This is a genomic window from Lentzea alba (assembly GCF_047445655.1).
GTDB lineage: Bacteria > Actinomycetota > Actinomycetes > Mycobacteriales > Pseudonocardiaceae > Lentzea > Lentzea alba_A.
Genome location: NZ_JAJAEG010000016.1, coordinates 198,454 through 217,478, shown reverse-complemented (window position 1 = coordinate 217,478; position 19,025 = coordinate 198,454). Strand labels below are relative to the sequence as shown.

Genomic DNA, 19,025 nt, shown 5'->3' with positions numbered 1-19,025 from the left:
GTCAGTTCTTGCTGAGGATCAGCCGGTCGTTGCCCGAGAATCCGAGCAGGCCCGTCTGCTCCTCGAACGTGCCGAGGTCGATCAGCTGCGGGGTCTCGTACATGGTTCGCACCTCTCCTCGTGGGGATCTTCGGTTCAGCGCGCGCAGACTGAACGTAACGAGAGGGGCGAACCGCCTACCAGGCAAAACGGCTTCCGCTTCCGGCAGTTGCCGCAAGCGGAAATCGAGGTTTAGGACAGGTGCTCGAGGAGAAGGGAGCTCGTCGCCTCCGGGATCTCCTCAGGGATCCAGTGACTGACGTCCTCGACCATCTCGAACCGGTACCCGCCGGTGCACCACTTCTCGGTCTCGAACGCGGCGACCGACCCGAACGCCACGTCCTCGGTGCTCCAGACGTACATGGTCTTGACGGTGATCTTGTCCGCGGCGCCGCTCGGCTTGCCCGCGCGGTACCAGTTCAACGCGGCGGTGAGCGCGCCCGGCTCGGACAGGCGCTGGATGTACTCCTCGACGTGGGACGGCCGGATGCGCCACTCGAACATCTGCTTGAGGGCGTGGGCGTTGTTGTCGAGCATGCGCCGTTCGGTGCTGCGCTCGCGCCAGTCGAGCATGTACTGCGACCGCATCCGTTGTTCTTCGTCGGTCTGCAGGGCGGTCTTCAGGGCGCCGGGGTGCGGCGTGGAGAAGACGGAGAGCGTGCGCAGCCGGTCGGGGTGGTCGATCGCGGTCCACCACGCGACGGCGCCGCCCCAGTCGTGGCCGACCAGGTCGAACGTGCCCCAGCCGAGCGCGTCCGCCATCGCGATCACGTCGCCGACCAGGTGCGTGACGGTGTACTCGTTGGCGTTCTCGGGGCGCACGCCGGGGGAGTAGCCGCGCTGGTCGGGGGCGACGGCGCGGAAGCCGTTCACGCCCAGCACCGCGACCTGGTGCTCCCACTCGATGGCGGCCTCGGGGAAGCCGTGCAGCAGCAACACCGGGCGGCCGTCCTCGGGGCCGGACGCGATGGCGTCGAAGGTGCCGGCCTCGGTGGGGATGCTGAGGTGTTCGATCACAGGTTCGAACAATACTTGTGTGACCTGGGTCTCAACTGGCGAGCCGAAGAGCGTGGTCTCCCGAACATCAAGTGTGCATCCGCATGTCGACGTGCTGAAACCGCCGGCCGGTACGAATGCCGTTGTGCTCGTGCTGCACGGCGGACGAGAACGCGGCACCGAACCTGTTCGGCGCCACAACCTCGCGTACCTGCGGATGGTTCCGCTGGCCCGCGCGCTGCGGGCACCGGGGGTCGAGGTCTGGAACCTGCGCTACCGGGTGCGCGGCTGGAACGCGCCGAGCCTCGATCCTGTGCAGGACGCGCGGTGGGCGTTGGACAAGATCGCCGAGCTGCATCCCGGCAAACCGATCGTGCTCGTCGGGCACTCGATGGGTGGCCGGACGGCGCTCAGGGTCGCTGGGCATCCGGACGTCGTGGCGGTCTGCGCGTTGGCGCCGTGGATCGTGCCGGGGGAGCCGTTCGAGCAGTTGAGGGGCAGGGCGCTGCTCATCGCGCACGGCGACCAGGAGCGGATGACGGATCCGGCGAAGTCGCTGTGGTTCGCGCGGCAGGCGAAGACGGTGACGGACCGGGTCGCGCGGTTCAACGTCGAGGGTGACGGTCACGCGATGCTGCGGCGGGCGCGGGACTGGACGCGGCTCGTCGTCGACTTCGTGCACGGCGAGCTCGGGCTCGAACCGGTGGCACCGGACATCGCGAATGCCATGCGGGAGGCCTCGCCGCGTGGCCTCGACGTGCCCCTGGGAGGTTCGCGTGGCTGAGGTCGCCGTCATCGGAGCGGGAGTCGCCGGGCTCACCGCCGCCTACGTGTTGCAACGCAAGCACGACGTGACGCTGTTCGAGGCCGACGACCGGCTGGGCGGGCACGCGCACACGCACGACATCGGCGGTGTGGCGGTGGACTCCGGGTTCATCGTCCACAACGAACGGACCTACCCGAACCTGATCAGGCTCTTCCGCGAGCTGCAGGTGTCCACTCAGGACTCCGAGATGTCGATGAGCGTGCGCTGCGACGGGTGCGGGCTGGAGTACGCGGGCGCGCGGAAACTCCCCGGCCTGTTCGCGCAGCCGAAGAACGCCACCAACGGCCGGTACATGAGGATGCTGGCCGAGATCACGCGGTTCTACCGGCACGCTCAGCGCGTCCTGAACCACGAGGAGGCGCACGACGTCACGCTCGGCGCGTTCCTCGTGATCGGCGGGTACTCGCGGTACTTCGTCGACCACTTCATCATCCCGCTGGTCAGCGCGGTGTGGTCGTCCGGTGCGGCGCTGAGCATGAAGTACCCGGCCTGGTACCTGTTCGAGTTCCTCGGCAACCACGGCATGCTGTCGATCGGTGGCACCCCGCAGTGGAAGACCGTCGTCGGCGGTTCCCGGACCTATGTGGACCGTGCGGTGAAGGGTCTGCGAGCCGTTCATGTGAGCACTCCGATCCGCGCGGTGACGAGGACCGGCAGCGGTGTGGAGATCCGGGACGACAACAACGTGCTGCACACCGCGGACCACGTCGTCATCGCGACGCACCCGGACCAGGCGCTCGGGTTGCTGGCCGACCCGACGCGGGCGGAGAAGGAGGTGCTGGGCGCGTTCCAGTACTCGCGCAACGAGACCTGGCTGCACACCGACGCGTCGATCCTGCCGCGCACGAGCGGTGCCAAGGCGTCCTGGAACCTCTACAAGCGAGCGTGCGCCGAGGCCGACAATCAGGTGCTGGTCAGCTATCACATGAACAGGCTGATGCGCCTCGACGAGCCGCGCGACTTCGTCGTCACACTCAACCCGCACGACGTGAACCCGGACGCAGTGCTCGCGCGGATGACGTACGAGCACCCGATCTACACGCCGGAATCCGTTGCCGCGCAACGACGTCTGCCCGAGATCAACTCGCCGTCCACCGCCTACGCCGGCGCGTACCACGGTTGGGGGTTCCACGAGGACGGTTGCGCGTCGGGTGTCCGGGCGGCTCGGCACTTCGGGGTCGACTGGTGATTTACGACGTCCTCATCACGCACGCCCGCCGCGAGCTGATCGACCGGGCGTTCAGCCACCGCGCCTACATGTGGCTCGTGGACCTCGACGAGCTGCCGCGGTTGCCCTGGTGGGCGAAGCCGTTCGCCCGCTTCGAGGCCTGCGACCACCTCGGGTCGCCTGATCGGAGCATCCGGGCGAACCTGGAGGAGTGGCTGGGCGAGCGTGGCGTCTCGCTGGGCGGCGGGCAGGTCCTGATGCTCACGAACGCCCGTGTGCTCGGCTACGTCTTCAACCCGCTGTCGGTCTACTGGTGTCACGACGCGTCCGGAGCGCTCGTGTGTGTGGTCGCGGAAGTCCACAACACCTACGGCGGGCGCCACTGCTATTTGCTGCGCACCGACGACCGCGGCCGGGCGTCGGTGGACAAGGAGTTCTACGTCTCCCCGTTCCTGGAGGTCGACGGCCACTACGTGATGCGGCTGCCGAAACCCGGGAACCAGCTCTCCGTGACCATCGCGTTGCGGCAGAACGGGAAGACGACCTTCAGCGCCACGATGAGGGGCACCCGCAGCACGGGGCTGCGGATGCTGTTCAGACGGCCGCTGATGCCCCAGCGCGTGTCCGCGCTTATCCGCCGTCATGGCATCGCTCTGTATTTCCGGCGCCTGCCGATCGTCCCCAGGAGTAAGTAGATGAGCACGTTGTCCTTGCCCCGCCCCGGCCAGGGCATTTGGCCGGGGTTGTTCACGACGCCGCGTTCGCCGCTGCGGGCGCGGATCGCCGAGTCGCTGTTCCGCAACGCCGTGCGCACTTTGCCGGTGACCGTGCGGCTGCCCGACGGGAAGACCTGGGGTGCCGGCGGCCCGGTCATGCGGCTGGAGCGGCCCGCGGCGTTCTTCCACCGGCTCGGCGCCGACGCCAAGATCGGCTTCGGCGAGGCCTACATGGTGGGCGACTGGGCGTCCGACGAGCTCGCGGACGTGCTGTCGGTGTTCGCTGCCCGGCTCACGACCCTGATCCCGCCCCGGCTGCAGCGGCTGCGGCGGTGGGCGGAGCGTCGCCAGCACGAGATCAACGACGTCGCGGGCTCGCGGCAGAACATCCACCGGCACTACGACCTGTCGAACGAGCTGTTCGCGGCCTTCCTGGACGAGACGATGACGTACTCGTCGGCGTTGTTCGACAACCGCGAGGTCGACCTGCGCACGGCCCAGCTGCGCAAGATCGACGGCGTGCTCGACTACGCGGGCGTTCGCGCTGGTACACGGGTGCTGGAGATCGGCACTGGGTGGGGTGCGTTGGCCATTCGGGCGGCGGAGCGGGGTGCCACGGTCACGTCACTGACGATCTCCGAGCAACAGCGGAAGCTCGCGCTGGACCGGGTGAGGGACGCGGGCCTCCACGAACGGGTGACGGTCGAGCTGCGCGACTACCGAGAGGAGCGTGGGCAGTACGACGCCGTCGTCAGCGTCGAGATGATCGAGGCAGTCGGTGCCGAATATTGGCCGGCGTACTTCTCCATGCTCGATCGGGTGCTTGCCCCCGGCGGCCGGGTCGGGCTACAGGCCATCACCATGCCGCACGACCGCATGATCGCCAGCAAGGCCACCTACAGCTGGGTCCACAAGTACATCTTCCCCGGTGGGCTCATCCCGTCGGTCCGCGCGATCGAGGAGTCGGTGCGCGACCACACCCGGCTGCGGATCGTCGAGACGCGGTCGTTCGGCGACGACTACGCCGAGACGCTGAGGCGTTGGCGTGAAACGTTCCTCACCCGTTGGGACGAGGTGAAACAGCTCGGCTTCGACGACACGTTCCGCCGGATGTGGGAGTTCTACCTGGCCTACTCGGAGGCCGGCTTCCGCGTCGGCTACCTCGGGGTACAGCAATTCGGCATGGCCGAAAGACTGGGCCATTAGGACCACGTTCTACCCCAAAAGGGTGCTGCTTGCCCCACCCGACTGGACTTCGTGGTCCTCTTGGAAGCAGGCGGTATCAAACGGCTCGCTGCGTTCTCTTCTTCAGTGAAGCCCCGAGTGTCGCTGTAGTGGAGGAGGTCGCCGGGATGGTTCAACCCACAGCCGTGCGGACCGGTGGCGGTGTCGGCGTCCTCTCACCCGAGGACACGTGGAACCAGCCAACGGTGCCCATGCGCCGGCGGGTGCGCCAGGCACCGGTCTCCAACCAGTGGCTCGCCGAAGCCGAGTTCACCGACCTCGTCGACGCCGCTCTAGCCGGAGACAGACGTGCGGTCGAGCATCTGCTCGGCCGGATCCAGCCGCTGATCGTGCGCTACTGCCGTGCCCGCGTCGGCGGCCGTGAGCGAACCCTGGTCTCAGCCGAGGACATCGCGCAGGAGGTCTGCGTGGCGGTGCTCGGCGCGTTGTCCAAGTACCGCTACGAGCCGGGGTCGTTCCTCGCGTTCGTGTACGGCATCGCCGCGCACAAGGTCGCCGACGCCCGCCGCCGCGCCGTCCGCAACCGCGCGGAGGTCGTGCCGGAACTGCCTGACTGTCCTTCCTTGGATGACGGGCCGGAGCAGCACGCGGTCAACGGCGAGATGATGGCCCAGGTCACGCGGCTGCTGCACAAGCTGCCGTCGCGCCAGCGCGAGATTCTCGTGCTGCGGGTGGCGGTCGGGCTGTCCGCCGAGGAGGTCGCGCTGGCCGTCTCGTCGACTCCGGGGGCGGTGCGGGTCGCTCAGCACCGCGCGCTCACCCGGATGCGGGAGATGATCGCCGAGGAGGGCTAGCTCGCTGCTTTCGCGATGATCGCGGCCAGTTGTCGCGGGTTCGCCAGGAACGGGGAGTGGCCCGTTGTGAGGCGTTCTTGTGAGGTCGCGCGCTGGGCCATCGCTTCCTGCGCGAAGACCGGGATCGCGTTGTCCTTCTCGCAGATGACGTAGGTGCTGTTCGTGTTGTGCCACGCCGCTTTGGTGAGCTGGTCGGTGAAGGCCCGGTAGCTCTGAGGTCGGAGCCTGTCGGTCGGGGGATCGTCGACGTCGTTGAAGAAGATGGTCTCCGGGGTTTGTGCGTGGAGGACCCCGCCTTCTTGCTGCCACCACGGCGGGGGAGGGCCGACCGTCTTCTGGAGCGAGTCGCCGACGTCGAGCTGGAACGCGGCCACGTAGACGAGGTGCTGGACGTCGGGCAGGTCTGCGGCTGCTTGCGTGGCGGGGATGCCGCCGTAGGAGTGGGCGACGACGACCGTGGGGCCGTTGATCGCGTCTCTGATGACCTTGGCGTCGTCGTGCATGCCGTGGTGGGGCGAACCCACGCTGGGCAGGTCGACCGTGTCGACGTGCCAGCCGTCCTCGGTGAGGAGTGCTCGGAGCGGTTCCCAGCACCAGGAGCCGTGCCAGGCGCCGTGGACCAGCAGGAGAGCGGGGCGTTCGGACATGTCCTCAGTGGACGTCGTGACCGGGGTCGCCAGGGAGCATCGGCTTCCGCTGAGCGGAAGTGCCAGGACCGGAATCGATCCCGAACCCGGCGGGATCTCTCTCAGCTGCGGAGTTCTAGCCTCGCGGCATGACGCAGTTCGAGGTGGTCACCCGTTTCGCCGTGCCGCCGGAGCGTTTGTTCGACCTGTCCCTCGATGTCGAGGTGCACACCGGGTCGATGGCGCGGTCCGGCGAGAAGGTCGTCGGCGGCGTCACGTCCGGCGGCATGCGGCTGGGCGACACCGTCACCTGGCAGGCGCGGCACTTCGGGCTGCGATGGCGCCTGACCTCGCACATCACCGCCTACGACCGGCCGCACCACTTCGTCGACGAGCAGGTCGCGGGCCCGTTCCGGCACTGGCGTCACGATCACCACTTCGCGCGGGACGGCGACGGCACCCTCATGCGTGACGTCGTCGAGTTCGCAGCGCCGTTCGGGCCGTTGGGGAGGGTCGCCGAGCGGCTCGTGCTCGACAGGTACATGCCGCGCCTCATCCGGCTCCGCAACGAGCACCTCGGCATCGTCGCGAGCGGGACGATTTCCTGAGGGGAACCCGCCACGACGCCGTTTCCAGCCTGGGATTGTCGGTGTCGGATGGCAGAGTTTCACCCATGGCAGAGCCCGACTACGACGTGCTGCTCACCGGCACCGTCTTCCTCGACATCATCTTCACCGGCCTGCCCCGCCCACCGGCCGCGGGCACGGAGGTGTGGGCCGAGGGCCTCGGATCGTGTCCGGGCGGGATCGCGAACCTCGCGGTGGCGTTGCGGCGACTGGAACTGAAGACCGCGCTGGCGGCGGCGTTCGGTGAGGACGCGTACGGCGACTTCTGCTGGGACGTGCTCGCCGACCAGGAGGGGGTCGACCTCTCTTACTGCCGCCGGTTCTACGGGTGGCATTCGCCGGTGACTGTATCTATGGCGATGGAGCGCGACCGTTCGATGGTCACGCACGGGCACAAGGCGCCTGTCGTGGCAGACGATCTCTTCTGCCCGCCGCCGTCCGCACGGGCGTGTTTCGTGCACATCCAAGGCGAGGACGAGCAGTGGGTGCGCACGGCGAAGGAGAACGGCGCGAAGCTCTTCGCCGACATCGGGTGGGACCGGACCGGGGCGTGGTCGCCGGAGCTCTTGCGCCGCCTTGAGGGATATGACGTCTTTCTGCCGAATCACGTGGAGGCGCAGGGGTACACGCGGACCGACACACCGGAGGCCGCGGCGCGCAAGCTCGCCGAGCACGTGCCGGTGGTGGTCGTCACACGAGGCGGCGGAGGTGCGGTCGCGGTCGACAGCTCTACCGGCGAGGTCGTGGACGTGCCGGGGCTGAACGTGGCGCAACTCGACGCGACCGGTGCCGGTGACGTGTTTGGGGCCGGGTTCGTGATGGGCACTCTGGCCGGGTGGCCGCTTGAACACCGGGTGCGGTTCGCGAACCTGTGCGCCGCGCTGTCCGTGCAGCACTTCGGTGGGTCGCTGTCGGCTCCGGGGTGGGGCGACATCGCGGTTTGGTGGCGCACGGTGAGCCGGCGGCCGGACGAAGAGTTGACGCGGTACGGGTTCCTCGACGACCTGTTGCCCGACCACGCCGGAGTCGAGGTGCGAAGGGCTAGTCCGACGATCGGCCTGCGGCTACTCCGGTAGTTTGAAAACAGTCGATCAGCGGACGCAACCTTCGTGGCCTCCCGCGCGACTTATATGTAGGGATCTCTGGGGTGTTGCTCGGAAGGAGTTGCGGGTTGTTCGCCGCACGTGCGTCAGGCTTGGTCAAGTTGCTGGGGTTGTGCCTGACGGCGGGCGTCCTCCTCGCTGCGATGGTGTTCCCGTTCGTCGGAGGTCTCGGGCTCGCGTCCAACCGCGCTGCCGACACCGTCGACCAGACGTCGGGTGACCTCGCCAAGGGGGAGCTGCCACTCGTCACGACGATTCAGGACATGAACGGCGACCCGATCGCCTACCTGTACGACCAGTACCGGGTTCCGTTGGAGTTCAACGAGATCTCGGACACGATGAAGGCCGCGATCCTCGCGATCGAGGACAAGCGCTTCTACCAGCACCAGGGCGTCGACTGGCAGGGCATCGCCCGTGCCGCCGCCAAGGCCGGTGTGGACGGTGGGGCGACGCAGGGCGCGTCGACGCTCACCCAGCAGTACGTGAAGAACTACATGGCGTTCGTGCTCGGCGCGGACAACGAGCAGGAAGCCTGGGAGAAGGCCACCGAGGCGACCATCGGCCGCAAGATGCGCGAGGCGCGGGTCGCGTTGCAGCTCGAGCAGCAGATGTCGAAGGACGAGATCCTCGCCGGCTACCTGAACATCGTGCCGCTGGGCAACCAGACCTACGGTGTCGGCGCCGCGGCCAAGGCGTACTTCAACACGACGGCCGACAAGCTCACCGTCCCGCAGGCCGCGTTGCTCGCCGCGATCGCGAACCGCCCGTCGTCGCTGAACCCCGGCGCGAACCCGGAGAAGGCGCTGGAGCGCCGCAACCTCGTCATCACCATGATGAAGGACAACGGCGCGTTCGGCACCGACCAGGCCGAGGCCCAGAAGAAGGCCGACGAGTACAAGGCGCAGCCGCTGGGCGTCGTCGAGGACCTGCAGATCCTGCCCAAGGGCTGCGTCGGCGCCGGTGACGGCCCGATCTACGGCTTCTTCTGCTCCTACCTGCTCGACTACCTGCGCGCGTCCGGCATCACGAACAAGCAGCTGCAGCGCGGCGGCCTCACCATCAAGACCACGATGGACCCCAAGGCCACCAAGGCCGCGAAGACCGCCGCCGAGCAGCAGGTCCCGAAGACCCAGAACGGCATCTCGAACGTCATGTCCGTCGTCCAGCCGGGCACCGACAAGCACCGCGTGCGCGCCCTGGTCGCCTCCCGCGACTACGGCAACAAGGCCGAGCTCGGCCAGGTCGCCCGCCCCGTGCCCGCCGAGGTCCTGCCGTTCGGTCCCGGCTCGGTGAACAAGGTCTTCACCGCCGCCGCGGCCATGGAACGCGGCATCATCGGCATCGACAAGGAGATGTCGGTCCCCGCCACCTACTCGTCGAGGGTCTACCCGAACGGCAACAAGCCGTGGGTGGTCGAGAACGCTGGCAAGTACCCCGAGAAGATGTCGCTGACCCAGGCCCTGGCCCAGTCCCCGAACACGGGTTTCGTGATCCTGCAGGAGAAGACGGGCCTCGACAAGGTCGTGGACATGGCCTACCGCCTGGGCATGCGCGAAACCCTGCAGGGCGTGAACCGCGCGGGCGAGCCGCTGAAGGACGACAAGTCCAACGGCCCGTCCCAGGGCGACTGGACGAAGCAGAACAACGCGGGCTCCTACACCCTCGGCCCCGGCGCGACCAGCGTCCTGGAGCTGGCGAACGTGGCCGCCACGATCGTCTCGGGCGGCACCTGGTGCCCGCCGACCCCGGTCGAGAAGGTCATCGACCGCTACGGCAAGGAAATCCCGCTGAACGAAAAGCCGTGCGAAGAGGCCGTGAAGCCCGACCTGGCCAACTCCCTGGCCCAGGGCATGTCGCACGACACCAGCGGTAGCGGCACCGCGGCCGACGCGGCCCGCACCACCGGCTGGAACCGCCCGGCCATCGGCAAGACCGGTACCACCGAGGAGCACAAGTCCGTGGCGTTCATGGCCGCGACCCCGCAGTTCGCGGGTGCCGTGATGACCTACGCCGACGGCAACCGGCCTGAGGTGATCTGCGCCAACCCGATCCGGTTCTGCCCTGGCAGCAACAACGGTGTTTACGGTGGTCAGGTGGCTGCGCCTACGTGGTTCAACGCCATGAAGGTGATCCACGAGGGGCTGCCGGTGGTGGGCCTGCCGCCTGCCGCGGCCCGCTACAAGTAAGGACGAGTAAGGCCTGATTGATCGCAGGGCCGCCGGACGCCAGACGCGTCCGGCGGCCCTTTGCTTTGGGGGGCTGGTGGATTGATGGGATGGCGGGGGCCGGGAGAGTGCGGCCGAGCACCCGCCATCGGCTTGGTGGATGGCCGCGGCCAATCGCATCGCGACGAAGTCGCGAGACGCAACCAAAGCTCGTCTAAGGACCCACCCGGCCACCAACGCAAGGTGACCGCGCGCACGGCACGCGCCCTCCCCCTGGAACGTGACCGCCCGCACGCAAGCCGACCTGGGACCGCACCCAAACGACCCCGGCTCCAGCGCGTGAGCACCCCACCGCGCCATCCCCGGCCAACCGACCCAGCAAACCTTTCACGATAAAGCGACTGACCAGTACAAACACCAAGGCCAGGATTGGTCTAAAAGCCGTTACCTAGGCATTGAACCAAGAAACTACGCACGGTGACCAACCGTGGCCCTCGTCACCTAAACGCCCACATAGCTTGCCCGTGCTGGTGACGCGAGGTTACGTTCCCTGCCGCATGTCACGGTTCGATAACCGCAAGGACACGGACCCGCCCCCGAAGCGGTCCAGAACGGGTCGCCCCCGAAGCGGCCCAAGTCCACCACCGGGCGCCCCGAAACGCCCGCAGCCAGGCCCCCCGACGCCAGGCGAAGCGCGGTTAGCCGAACTCCCCCGAGTGCATGGAGGCAGGTTTGGCACGGCATCGAGCGAAGGGCTCGCTGGGTAGAGCGAAGGAATCGCTGAATCGCGCGAAGTCCCCGCTGTCCCGAGCGAAGGCCCCGCTGGTCGACGTGATCGCCAAGGTGGACCTCGACCGCAAGAAGGCTGTGGCGGCGGTTGTCGCCGCGAGCGCGCTGGCAGGCGCCGGCTTCACCCAGGCGGCGGCCACGGTCACGCCGGTCGATCGCATCGTCCCCGTCGCCTCGACGACGGACCTCGCGGCGGCGATGACCGGACAGCAGCAGCAGCCGGAGCAGGGCATCCGCACGGTGCACTCTCTCGACACCGGCGCTGAGACCCGCAAGCTGTTGCAGGCCGAGCAGCTCCAGGTGCAGTTCACCGTTCGCGAGGCGCTCAAGTCCGCGGAGGGCGCTTACGTCAAGCGCCAGGAGGCCATCAAGGCCGAGCAGGCCCGCAAGGCCGCCGAGGAAGAAGCCAAGAGGCCGAAGTGCGTCCGGCCCGCGCAGGGGTCGTTCACGTCCGGGTTCGGCGCTCGTTGGGGCACCAGCCACAACGGGGTCGACATCGCGAACGCCATCGGCACGCCGATCGTGTCCGTCATGGACGGCACGGTCATCGAGGCCGGGCCCGCGTCCGGGTTCGGGCTGTGGGTGCGTGTTCAGCACGAGGACGGCACGATCACCGTCTACGGCCACATGAACACGATCGACGTGCCGAACGGTGCGAAGGTCAAGGCTGGTCAGCAGATCGCCACGATCGGCAACCGCGGGCAGTCGACCGGGCCGCACCTGCACTTCGAGGTGTGGGTCGGTGGCGGGCAGAAGATCAACCCGGTGGGCTGGCTGGCGGCGCGCGGCGTCACGCTGTAGTCGTCTCAAATCGGTCCCCTCGGGTAGTCGCACGAGCACCAGGAGTGGGAATACCCTTCGGCCACGCTGCCGGGCATGAGGCCCGGCGGCGTGGAACCCGGAGCCGACCAGGTGATCTACCGCAGCCCCCTGCCCGCGGTGGCGATTCCCGCATGCACGGTCCCTGAGCACGTCCTCACCAGAAGCCACGACAAGGTGGCGTTGAAAGACGCGGTCACGGGCGAAAGCCTCACGTACGCCGAACTCAAGACCCAGGTCGAGCGAACAGCGAAGGGCCTGGTCAGCAAGGGTGTGAAGCCCGGCGACACCATAGCGATCGCGAGCGTGAACCGGCCGAGGTACGCCGTCGGGCTGCACGCGATCATGGCCGCCGGCGCGACGGCCGCGTTGATCAATCCGCTGCTCACCGCGAAAGAAGTCGAGCGGCTCGAAGACGTCGCGAACGTCAAGGCAACGCTCGACCTCGACGACCTTCCCGAGAGCGACACCGGAACGCTCCCGCGCACAGACCCGAGCAGTACCGCTGCCGTGCTCTTCTCCAGCGGCACCACGGGTCTCACCAAAGCGGTGAAGCTCAGCCACCGCGCCCTCGTCGCCAACCTGGAGCAGCACCGGCCGGGCTGGCGCGTCGACGAGACCGACGTCCTGGCCGCGAACCTGCCGTTCTTCCACATCTACGGCTTCGCGATCATCCTCAACTCCGGCCTGCTCGGCGGCGCCACACTCATCACGATGCCCCGCAGCGACGCCGGCACCTACCTGCAACGCCTCGCCGAGCACAGGGTCACCAGGGCGTTCCTCGTGCCACCGCTCGCCGCCGCGATCGCGGACTACGCACAAGCACCGCCGAAGCTCCACCTCAAGCTCGCGCTGTGCGGTGCCGCTCCGCTCGACGAGAGCATTCGCCGGGAAGCCGAACGCAAGCTGCAGGCCCCGCTCTGGCAGGGCTACGGCCTGACCGAGGCGGGCGGCACGCACCAGACGATCGACGATTCCGACCCCACGAGTGTCGGTGTGCTCTGTCCCGGTACCGAAGCGCGGATCACGGCCGAGGGCGAGATGCTGATCAGGGGTCCGCAGGTCATGGACGGCTACCTGAACGACGAGGAGGCCACGCGACAGGCCTTCGTGGACGGATGGCTGCGCACCGGCGATCTCGTGCGAGTCCACAACGGCCGGTTCCACGTCGTGGACCGGATCAAGGAGATGATCAAGTACAAGGGCTACCAGATCGCGCCGGCCGAGCTGGAGGCCTTGTTGCGCAGGCATCCCGCGGTCAGGGACGCCGCGGTGGTCGGTGCGCCCGATCGGGTTAACGGCGAGGTGCCCAAGGCGTTCGTGGTGACGCAAGGCGACGTCACCGCGGACGAACTGATGGCGTTCGTGGCGGCGGAGGTGGCGCCGTTCAAGAAGGTGCGCCAGGTTGAGTTCGTGGCAGAGATACCAAGGTCGGTCTCGGGCAAGATCCTCCGCCGACTGCTGAAAGAAGCCGGCGAGTGCGCGTCCTGATCACCGGCGGCGCCAAGGAACTGGGCCGGGCGTTCAGTGAGGCCGTTGGCGCGCAAGGACATCAGCTCGTCATCACCGGCCGGGACGAGAAGGCGCTCGACGCCGTGGAAGCCGAGCTCAAAGCCCAGGGCGTCGACGTGGAGACACATGTCGCCGACCTCGGTGACCCGAGTGCGACGCCGAAGCTGATCGAGAGCATCGGCGGGGTCGACGTGCTGGTCAACAACGGTGCGCTCGGTGGACCGGTCGGGCCGACGTGGCAGGTCGACGAGACCGAGTGGTGGCGCACGTTCGAGGTGAACCTGCGCGGCACCGCGTCGGCGATGAACGCCGCGATCCGCACGATGACGAGCGGGCGGGTCATCAACGTGGTCAGCAACGCCGGCGTGCACCGATGGCCTTACGTCACCGCGTATTCGGTGTCGAAGGCGGCCGTGATCAAGCTGACCGAGAACGTCGCGGTCGAGCTCAAGCACCGGCCGATCGCCGTGCTGAGCTACGACCCCGGCATGGTCGACGTCGGCCTGATGCACCGCGGCCGCACCATGGACAGCGATGATCCGGACCTGCGACGCGTCTCGCAGTGGGCGAAATCTCAGCACACCAGGGGGAGTTTCACCCCGGTGGAGCAGTCGGCCGGTCTTTTGGCCCGAATCGTGAGCGGAGAGTTCGATCACCGCTCTGGTGGGCTCATCACTCCAGAGGACTTCTGAAAACGGCTTCACTGTCAACGAGCAACAACTACCGCCACGGGGTGGAACGAAGACAGGCTATTTCTTCGGGTAGTGCGTTTAGGCCCTTCCTCGCCGACAGGTCAACGGGGATCGTCGCGAGAGGCTCCCTCATGTCGTCCACAGGAGGCGTCGTGCCTGTCGGAACATCTTCTGCTGCCGTGAATCTCGCAGCAGCTCTCGAACCTTCCCATCTCGAACTGGCCCGCGGACCGCTGCGCGTCGAATTGGATGCCGGGGTGCGGGCGCGGATCGCGCGGTGCCGTGAGTTCGTGCTCGAAGTCAGCGGTTCCGGGCGCGCGATCTATGGTGTCACAACGGGTTTCGGCCCGCTCGTCGAGTTCGGGGGCAGACCTGACGGCGCCGGCCAGAGCGACAACACGATCATCCACCACATCGTCGGCCACGGTGAGCTGATGCCGCCCGCGGTCGCCCGCGCGGCCGTCCTGGCGCGGCTGTTCTCGTTGGCACAGGCGCGATCCGGGGTGTCGGAGCAGGTCGTCACCGCGCTGATCGCCATGCTGGGCACGGAATTCGCCCCCGCGGTGCCACGGCTGGGCTCGGTCGGCGCGAGCGGTGACCTGCAGCCGCTGGCCTACGTCGCGCATGCGTTGCGCGGTAACGGGAATGCGTTTTTCCAAGGCCGGCTCATGCCGGCGGGGGAAGCTCTCGACCGTGCGGGGCTGCAGAAGCTCGAACTCGACGGGCGGGACGCGCTCGCGTTGGTGAACGGTGTTTCGGTGACCGCCGCAGCACTCGGACTCGCTGTGGCACAGGCGATCCGCGCCCGGCGCAGCGCGGAGCTGTTGTCCGCCTTGATGACCGACGTCCTGGGCTGCGGCACGGAGTTCACCTCGGTCGGGCTGCTGGCCGCGTTCGGCCACCCGGACGTCGCGGACACCGGCGCCGCGATCCGGACCTGGCTCGCCGGCAGCAGTCCGTCCGGTGAACGTCCGCTGCAGGAGCCGTACAGCATTCGCTGCACGCCCCAGCTGATCGGCGCGGCCGGGACGAGCGTGCGGCACGCGGACGAGGTGGTGCGCCGCGACCTCAACGGGGTGAGCGACAACCCGTTGTTCTTCCCGGAGACCGGGGAGGTCGTGCACGGCGGCAACTTCTTCGGTCAGCCCAGCGCCTTCGCGGCCGACCAGCTCAACGTGGCGCTCGTGCAGCTGGGCAACCTGGCCGAACGCCAGCTCGACCTCCTGGTGGATCCCCGCCGCACCAACGGGTTGCCGCCGATGCTCAGCCCGGCGCCCGGTCAGCACCACGCGCTGCAGGGGGTGCAGCTGTGCACGACCGCGACCGTGGCCGCGATGCGCCGCGCCGCCGTGCCCGCCTCGGTGCAGAGCCTGCCGACGAACCTGCACAACCAGGACGTCGTCCCGTTCGGCACGCAGGCCGCGTTCACCGCGCTCGACCAGGCGACGCACCTGCGCTACCTGCACGCAGGGCTCGCGATCGGCCTGCGCCAGGCCGTGCACGTCGGCGCGCGCCGGCCGCTCGCGCCGAAACTCGCGGAGGCGTTCGACCGGATAGCCGAAGAAGTGCCGCCAATTGTGGAAGATCGGCCACTTGACAGCGCACTCGGCCAGGTCGCCGACCTCCTGGACGTCATTGTGTCCGAAGTGGAGAGTGTGTCATGAGTGCTCCGGTTTGCAGTCCCACATGGGGTCACACCTGGGTCGACCTGCCCGTTCTGCGGATGCCGATGCCTGGTGCGGAATTGATTCCGTGCACCGGCTGCTATCAGATTCCGATCGAGATCGGCACCCCCGAGGATCCGGTCGAGCGCGCCGTGCACCGGTGGTTTCTCGGCCATCACGGCGCATTCTTGGTGTGGAGGTTTCTTTCGGATTCACTCGATCGGTTGATACGCGAGCCCGATTCGCAACTAGTCCGCCTCGCTGCGCTTGGATACGACGCGTACTCGGTGATGCTGGCCTATTCGGGCAGTTGTTCCCGTGAGGTGTACGAGGACGTCATCCGGCCGATGATGATGGCGTTCGACCCGGCGTTCAGCGGGCGATGGGCACGTGACTACGAGCCCGTGCCCGGACTGCTGCGCCGGGCCCGTGCCGCACTGGGGCCCGTGGCAGCCGCACCCCTTTCCACCGCGAGCAAGGCGAACCTGTTGGCACACATGGAGGTCATGCGCAGACTCGTGCCCGGCGGCGTCTCGCTGCTGCGCGAGTCGGGGCGCACGCGCGTGCCCACCACCGACGCCGAGCGCGCGCGGTTCGACGAGTTCTTCCTGGTCAGCCGCGAGAACGTGTGCGTGAGCCGCTATCGCGCACACCGCGCCGCCGTCCTGTCCGCCATCGGTCACGACCTCGCGAAACACCCACTGCGGCCCGAGTACAGGGACACACTCAGGACGTTCCTCACCCGACTATGAGAGAAGGCCGCGCGTGAACGACTTCAAGACCGTGGTCATGACCCCGCAGATCTACCAGTACGTGCGCAAACAGGCAGGCCAGCCCAGTGCGGTGCAGGAGAAGCTGATCGCCAGGACGCTGGAGCTCGGCGACTCGGCGGAGATGCAGATCCCGCACGAGCAGGCCGTCCTGCTGTCGTTGCTGGTCAAGCTCACCGGCGCGCAGACGATCCTCGAGGTCGGCACGTACACCGGGTACTCCACGCTCGCGTTCGCGCAGGCGCTTCCCCCGCACGGCAAGGTCATCACCTGCGACATCTCCACCGAGTGGACCGCGATCGCCGAGGAGGCGTGGCAGGCGGCGGGCGTGCGCGACCGGATCGACCTCCGCATGGGGCCGGCCGCGCAGACCCTGGCCGAGCTGCCCGACGAGCCGGTCATCGACCTGGTGTTCATCGACGCGGACAAGGTCGGTTACGTGCACTACTGGGACCTGCTGGTGCCGCGGGTCCGTCAGGGTGGCCTGCTGCTCGCGGACAACACGCTCTACTACGGCGAGGCCGCGTTGGAGCAGCCGGAGGGCAACGCCGCCGCGATCGATGCGTTCAACCAGTTCGTGCTGCGTGATCCGCGGGTCGAGTCGGTGCTGGTGCCGATCGCGGACGGACTGACCTTCGCCAGGAAGTTGTGAGCATACCGACCGGTCGGTAGGGTGAGCCTCGGTGACATTCCTAGANGATCGATGCGTTCAACCAGTTCGTGCTGCGTGATCCGCGGGTCGAGTCGGTGCTGGTGCCGATCGCGGACGGACTGACCTTCGCCAGGAAGTTGTGAGCATACCGACCGGTCGGTAGGGTGAGCCTCGGTGACATTCCTAGAAGCTTGGCACTGACGTTGTCGACCCGCGAGAAAAGCACTCGCGGGTCGACAACGTCAGTGGCTGACCGGGAGGCGTTCATGGCTCGTTGGGGAATCACGCTGCCGCTGATCGGCGTGCCGGTGCTGGAGCACCGCGCGCTGGTGTCCGAGCTCGCCGGGCTCGGGTACACGGACGTGTGGTCGGCCGAGACGACCGGCACGGACGCGTTCACGCCGCTCGCGCTGGCCGCGCAGTGGTCCTCCGACCTGCGCTTCGGCCCGGCGATCGCGCCCGTCTACACCCGCGGACCGGCGACGCTCGCGATGACGGCGGCCACGATGGCCGAGGTCACCGGCGGCCGGTTCGTGCTGGGCATCGGCTCGTCGTCGCCCGTGATCGTGCAGCGCTGGAACGCGATCCCGTTCGAGGAGCCGTTCAAGCGCACCCGCGACACGCTGCGCTTCCTCAAGGCCGCGCTGGCCGGCGAGAAGGTCACCGCCGAGTACGACACGTTCTCGGTGTCGGGCTTCAAGCTGGAGCGCCCGCCGGCCGAGAAGGTGCCGATCATGCTGGCTGCGCTGCGGCCCAACATGCTGCGGCTGGCCGGTCGCGAGGCCGACGGCGCGATCACGAACTGGCTGGCCGCCTCGGACGTGGCGCAGGTTCGCTCCGAGCTGGGCGACGCCGAGCTGGCGGCGCGGATCTTCGTGTGCCCGACCGAGGACGCTGACGCCGCGCGGGCGTTGGGGCGCATGCTGATCAGCACCTATCTGACCGTGCCGGCGTACGCGGCGTTCCACGACTGGCTGGGCCGCGGCGAGGTGCTGCGCCCGATGCACGAGGCGTGGGCGGCGGGAGACCGCAAGGCCGCGTCGAAGTCCATCCCGGACGAGGTCGTCGACGCGCTGGTCGTGCACGGCTCGTTGGACCACTGTCGTGCGCGCGTCGCCGAGTACCAGACCGCCGGCGTCGACACGCCGATCATCGCCCTGCTCCCGACCGGTGGCGACCAGGTCGAGCAGGTACGCGCGCTGGCACCGCGGGCCTGATCATGCCCAGCGCGACCGAGCAGAAGATCATCGACGCGGCCGTGCGCCTGTTCGCGTCGCAGGGTTACGACGCGACGTCGGTGCAGGAGATCGTCACGGCCGCGGAGGTGACGAAGGGCGCGCTGTACCACTACTTCCGCGCGAAGGACGACCTGCTCTTCGAGATCTACCGGCTGCTGATCACGTCCCAGTCCGCCGACATGGACCGGATCATCGGGCTGGGGCTGCCGGCCGTCGACACGGTCCGCGAGATCCTGGTTTCGCTGGTCGTCTCCACGGCGGAACGGGTCGACGAGACGGCCGTGTTCGTGCGGGAGCTGCACCGGCTCGGCGAGGACCGGATGGCCGAGTTCCGGGCCGAGCGCCGGCGGTACCACGAGACGTTCCTCGCGGTGATCGAGAAGGGGCAGGCGGACGGGGAGTTCAGCTCCACGGTGCCCGCGGACACGGTGGTGCGCATCGCTTTGGGCGTCGTGAACCAGCTGCCCATGTGGTACCGGCCGGACGGGCCGAAGACGCCTGTCGCCCTGGCCGGTGAGATCGCGGACTTCGTGCTGGCGGGCCTGCGGTAACGGCGGGCGGCGCGATGTCGACCTCACCGGCAGG

Annotated in this window: 20 protein-coding genes; 17 read left to right on the top strand and 3 right to left on the bottom strand. The window is 68.2% G+C overall.

Going from position 1 to position 19,025, the window contains the following annotated elements; all coding sequences use genetic code 11:
* Position 1: 1 nt before the first annotated feature.
* Entirely contained in the window at positions 2-103 is a 102-nt protein-coding gene (locus LFM09_RS26860) for a keywimysin-related RiPP (protein ID WP_414099323.1), read from the bottom strand.
* A gap of 128 nt (positions 104-231) precedes the next feature.
* A complete protein-coding gene (locus LFM09_RS26855; RefSeq protein WP_414099322.1) occupies positions 232-1,056 on the bottom strand; it encodes an alpha/beta fold hydrolase in 825 nt (274 codons plus the stop codon).
* Positions 1,057-1,147: 91 nt separating this feature from the next.
* Here LFM09_RS26855 and LFM09_RS26850 point away from each other — a divergent pair, with 91 nt between their 5' ends.
* The 5 genes from LFM09_RS26850 to shbA all read left to right on the top strand — a co-directional run bounded on the left by LFM09_RS26850 (position 1,148) and on the right by shbA (position 5,784).
* Entirely contained in the window at positions 1,148-1,819 is a 672-nt protein-coding gene (locus LFM09_RS26850; protein WP_414099321.1) for an alpha/beta hydrolase, read from the top strand.
* Complete coding sequence (locus tag LFM09_RS26845) at positions 1,758-3,050, top strand: NAD(P)/FAD-dependent oxidoreductase (protein WP_414099320.1); 1,293 nt, start codon at positions 1,758-1,760, stop codon at positions 3,048-3,050. The genes LFM09_RS26850 and LFM09_RS26845 overlap by 62 nt, the downstream gene beginning before the upstream one ends.
* Positions 3,047-3,724: a DUF1365 domain-containing protein gene (locus tag LFM09_RS26840; protein ID WP_414099319.1), complete on the top strand. Its 678-nt coding sequence runs from the start codon at positions 3,047-3,049 to the stop codon at positions 3,722-3,724. Before LFM09_RS26845 ends, LFM09_RS26840 begins: the two co-directional genes overlap by 4 nt.
* Positions 3,725-4,951, top strand: a complete 1,227-nt coding sequence (locus LFM09_RS26835; protein WP_414099318.1) for a class I SAM-dependent methyltransferase — start codon at positions 3,725-3,727, stop codon at positions 4,949-4,951.
* Between the two features lie 146 nt (positions 4,952-5,097).
* Positions 5,098-5,784 carry an RNA polymerase sigma factor ShbA gene (gene shbA / locus LFM09_RS26830; protein WP_414099317.1) on the top strand — a complete coding sequence of 229 codons (687 nt, stop codon included), beginning with the start codon at positions 5,098-5,100 and terminating at the stop codon, positions 5,782-5,784.
* Here shbA and LFM09_RS26825 read toward each other — a convergent pair.
* Positions 5,781-6,431, bottom strand: a complete 651-nt coding sequence (locus LFM09_RS26825; protein WP_414099316.1) for an alpha/beta fold hydrolase — start codon at positions 6,429-6,431, stop codon at positions 5,781-5,783. The genes shbA and LFM09_RS26825 overlap by 4 nt on opposite strands.
* A gap of 128 nt (positions 6,432-6,559) precedes the next feature.
* Between LFM09_RS26825 and LFM09_RS26820 the strand changes: the two genes are divergently transcribed.
* The 12 genes from LFM09_RS26820 to LFM09_RS26765 all read left to right on the top strand — a co-directional run bounded on the left by LFM09_RS26820 (position 6,560) and on the right by LFM09_RS26765 (position 18,991).
* A complete protein-coding gene (locus tag LFM09_RS26820) occupies positions 6,560-7,018 on the top strand; it encodes an SRPBCC family protein (RefSeq protein WP_414099315.1) in 459 nt (152 codons plus the stop codon).
* A gap of 65 nt (positions 7,019-7,083) precedes the next feature.
* Positions 7,084-8,112, top strand: coding sequence for a carbohydrate kinase family protein (locus LFM09_RS26815; RefSeq protein ID WP_414099314.1), 1,029 nt, complete (start codon positions 7,084-7,086; stop codon positions 8,110-8,112).
* A gap of 119 nt (positions 8,113-8,231) precedes the next feature.
* On the top strand, positions 8,232-10,325 hold the full coding sequence (locus tag LFM09_RS26810; protein WP_414099313.1) for a transglycosylase domain-containing protein: 2,094 nt from the start codon (positions 8,232-8,234) through the stop codon (positions 10,323-10,325).
* 711 nt (positions 10,326-11,036) lie between these two features.
* The gene (locus LFM09_RS26805; protein WP_414099312.1) at positions 11,037-11,894 is read left to right on the top strand and encodes a M23 family metallopeptidase; all 858 of its coding nucleotides are present in this window, start codon (positions 11,037-11,039) and stop codon (positions 11,892-11,894) included.
* 75 nt (positions 11,895-11,969) lie between these two features.
* On the top strand, positions 11,970-13,403 hold the full coding sequence (locus tag LFM09_RS26800; protein WP_414099311.1) for an AMP-binding protein: 1,434 nt from the start codon (positions 11,970-11,972) through the stop codon (positions 13,401-13,403).
* Positions 13,391-14,116: an SDR family NAD(P)-dependent oxidoreductase gene (locus tag LFM09_RS26795; protein WP_414099310.1), complete on the top strand. Its 726-nt coding sequence runs from the start codon at positions 13,391-13,393 to the stop codon at positions 14,114-14,116. Before LFM09_RS26800 ends, LFM09_RS26795 begins: the two co-directional genes overlap by 13 nt.
* A 179-nt stretch (positions 14,117-14,295) precedes the next feature.
* Positions 14,296-15,780 carry an HAL/PAL/TAL family ammonia-lyase gene (locus LFM09_RS26790; protein WP_414099309.1) on the top strand — a complete coding sequence of 495 codons (1,485 nt, stop codon included), beginning with the start codon at positions 14,296-14,298 and terminating at the stop codon, positions 15,778-15,780.
* A 290-nt stretch (positions 15,781-16,070) separates the two neighbouring features.
* A complete protein-coding gene (locus LFM09_RS26785) occupies positions 16,071-16,532 on the top strand; it encodes a hypothetical protein (RefSeq protein WP_414099308.1) in 462 nt (153 codons plus the stop codon).
* Between the two features lie 13 nt (positions 16,533-16,545).
* Entirely contained in the window at positions 16,546-17,202 is a 657-nt protein-coding gene (locus LFM09_RS26780; protein WP_414099307.1) for an O-methyltransferase, read from the top strand.
* A 47-nt stretch (positions 17,203-17,249) separates the two neighbouring features.
* Complete coding sequence (locus tag LFM09_RS26775) at positions 17,250-17,345, top strand: hypothetical protein (protein WP_414099346.1); 96 nt, start codon at positions 17,250-17,252, stop codon at positions 17,343-17,345.
* Between the two features lie 123 nt (positions 17,346-17,468).
* Entirely contained in the window at positions 17,469-18,419 is a 951-nt protein-coding gene (locus tag LFM09_RS26770) for an LLM class F420-dependent oxidoreductase (protein WP_414099306.1), read from the top strand.
* Positions 18,420-18,421: 2 nt separating this feature from the next.
* Positions 18,422-18,991 carry a TetR/AcrR family transcriptional regulator gene (locus LFM09_RS26765; RefSeq protein ID WP_414099305.1) on the top strand — a complete coding sequence of 190 codons (570 nt, stop codon included), beginning with the start codon at positions 18,422-18,424 and terminating at the stop codon, positions 18,989-18,991.
* Positions 18,992-19,025: the final 34 nt, after the last annotated feature.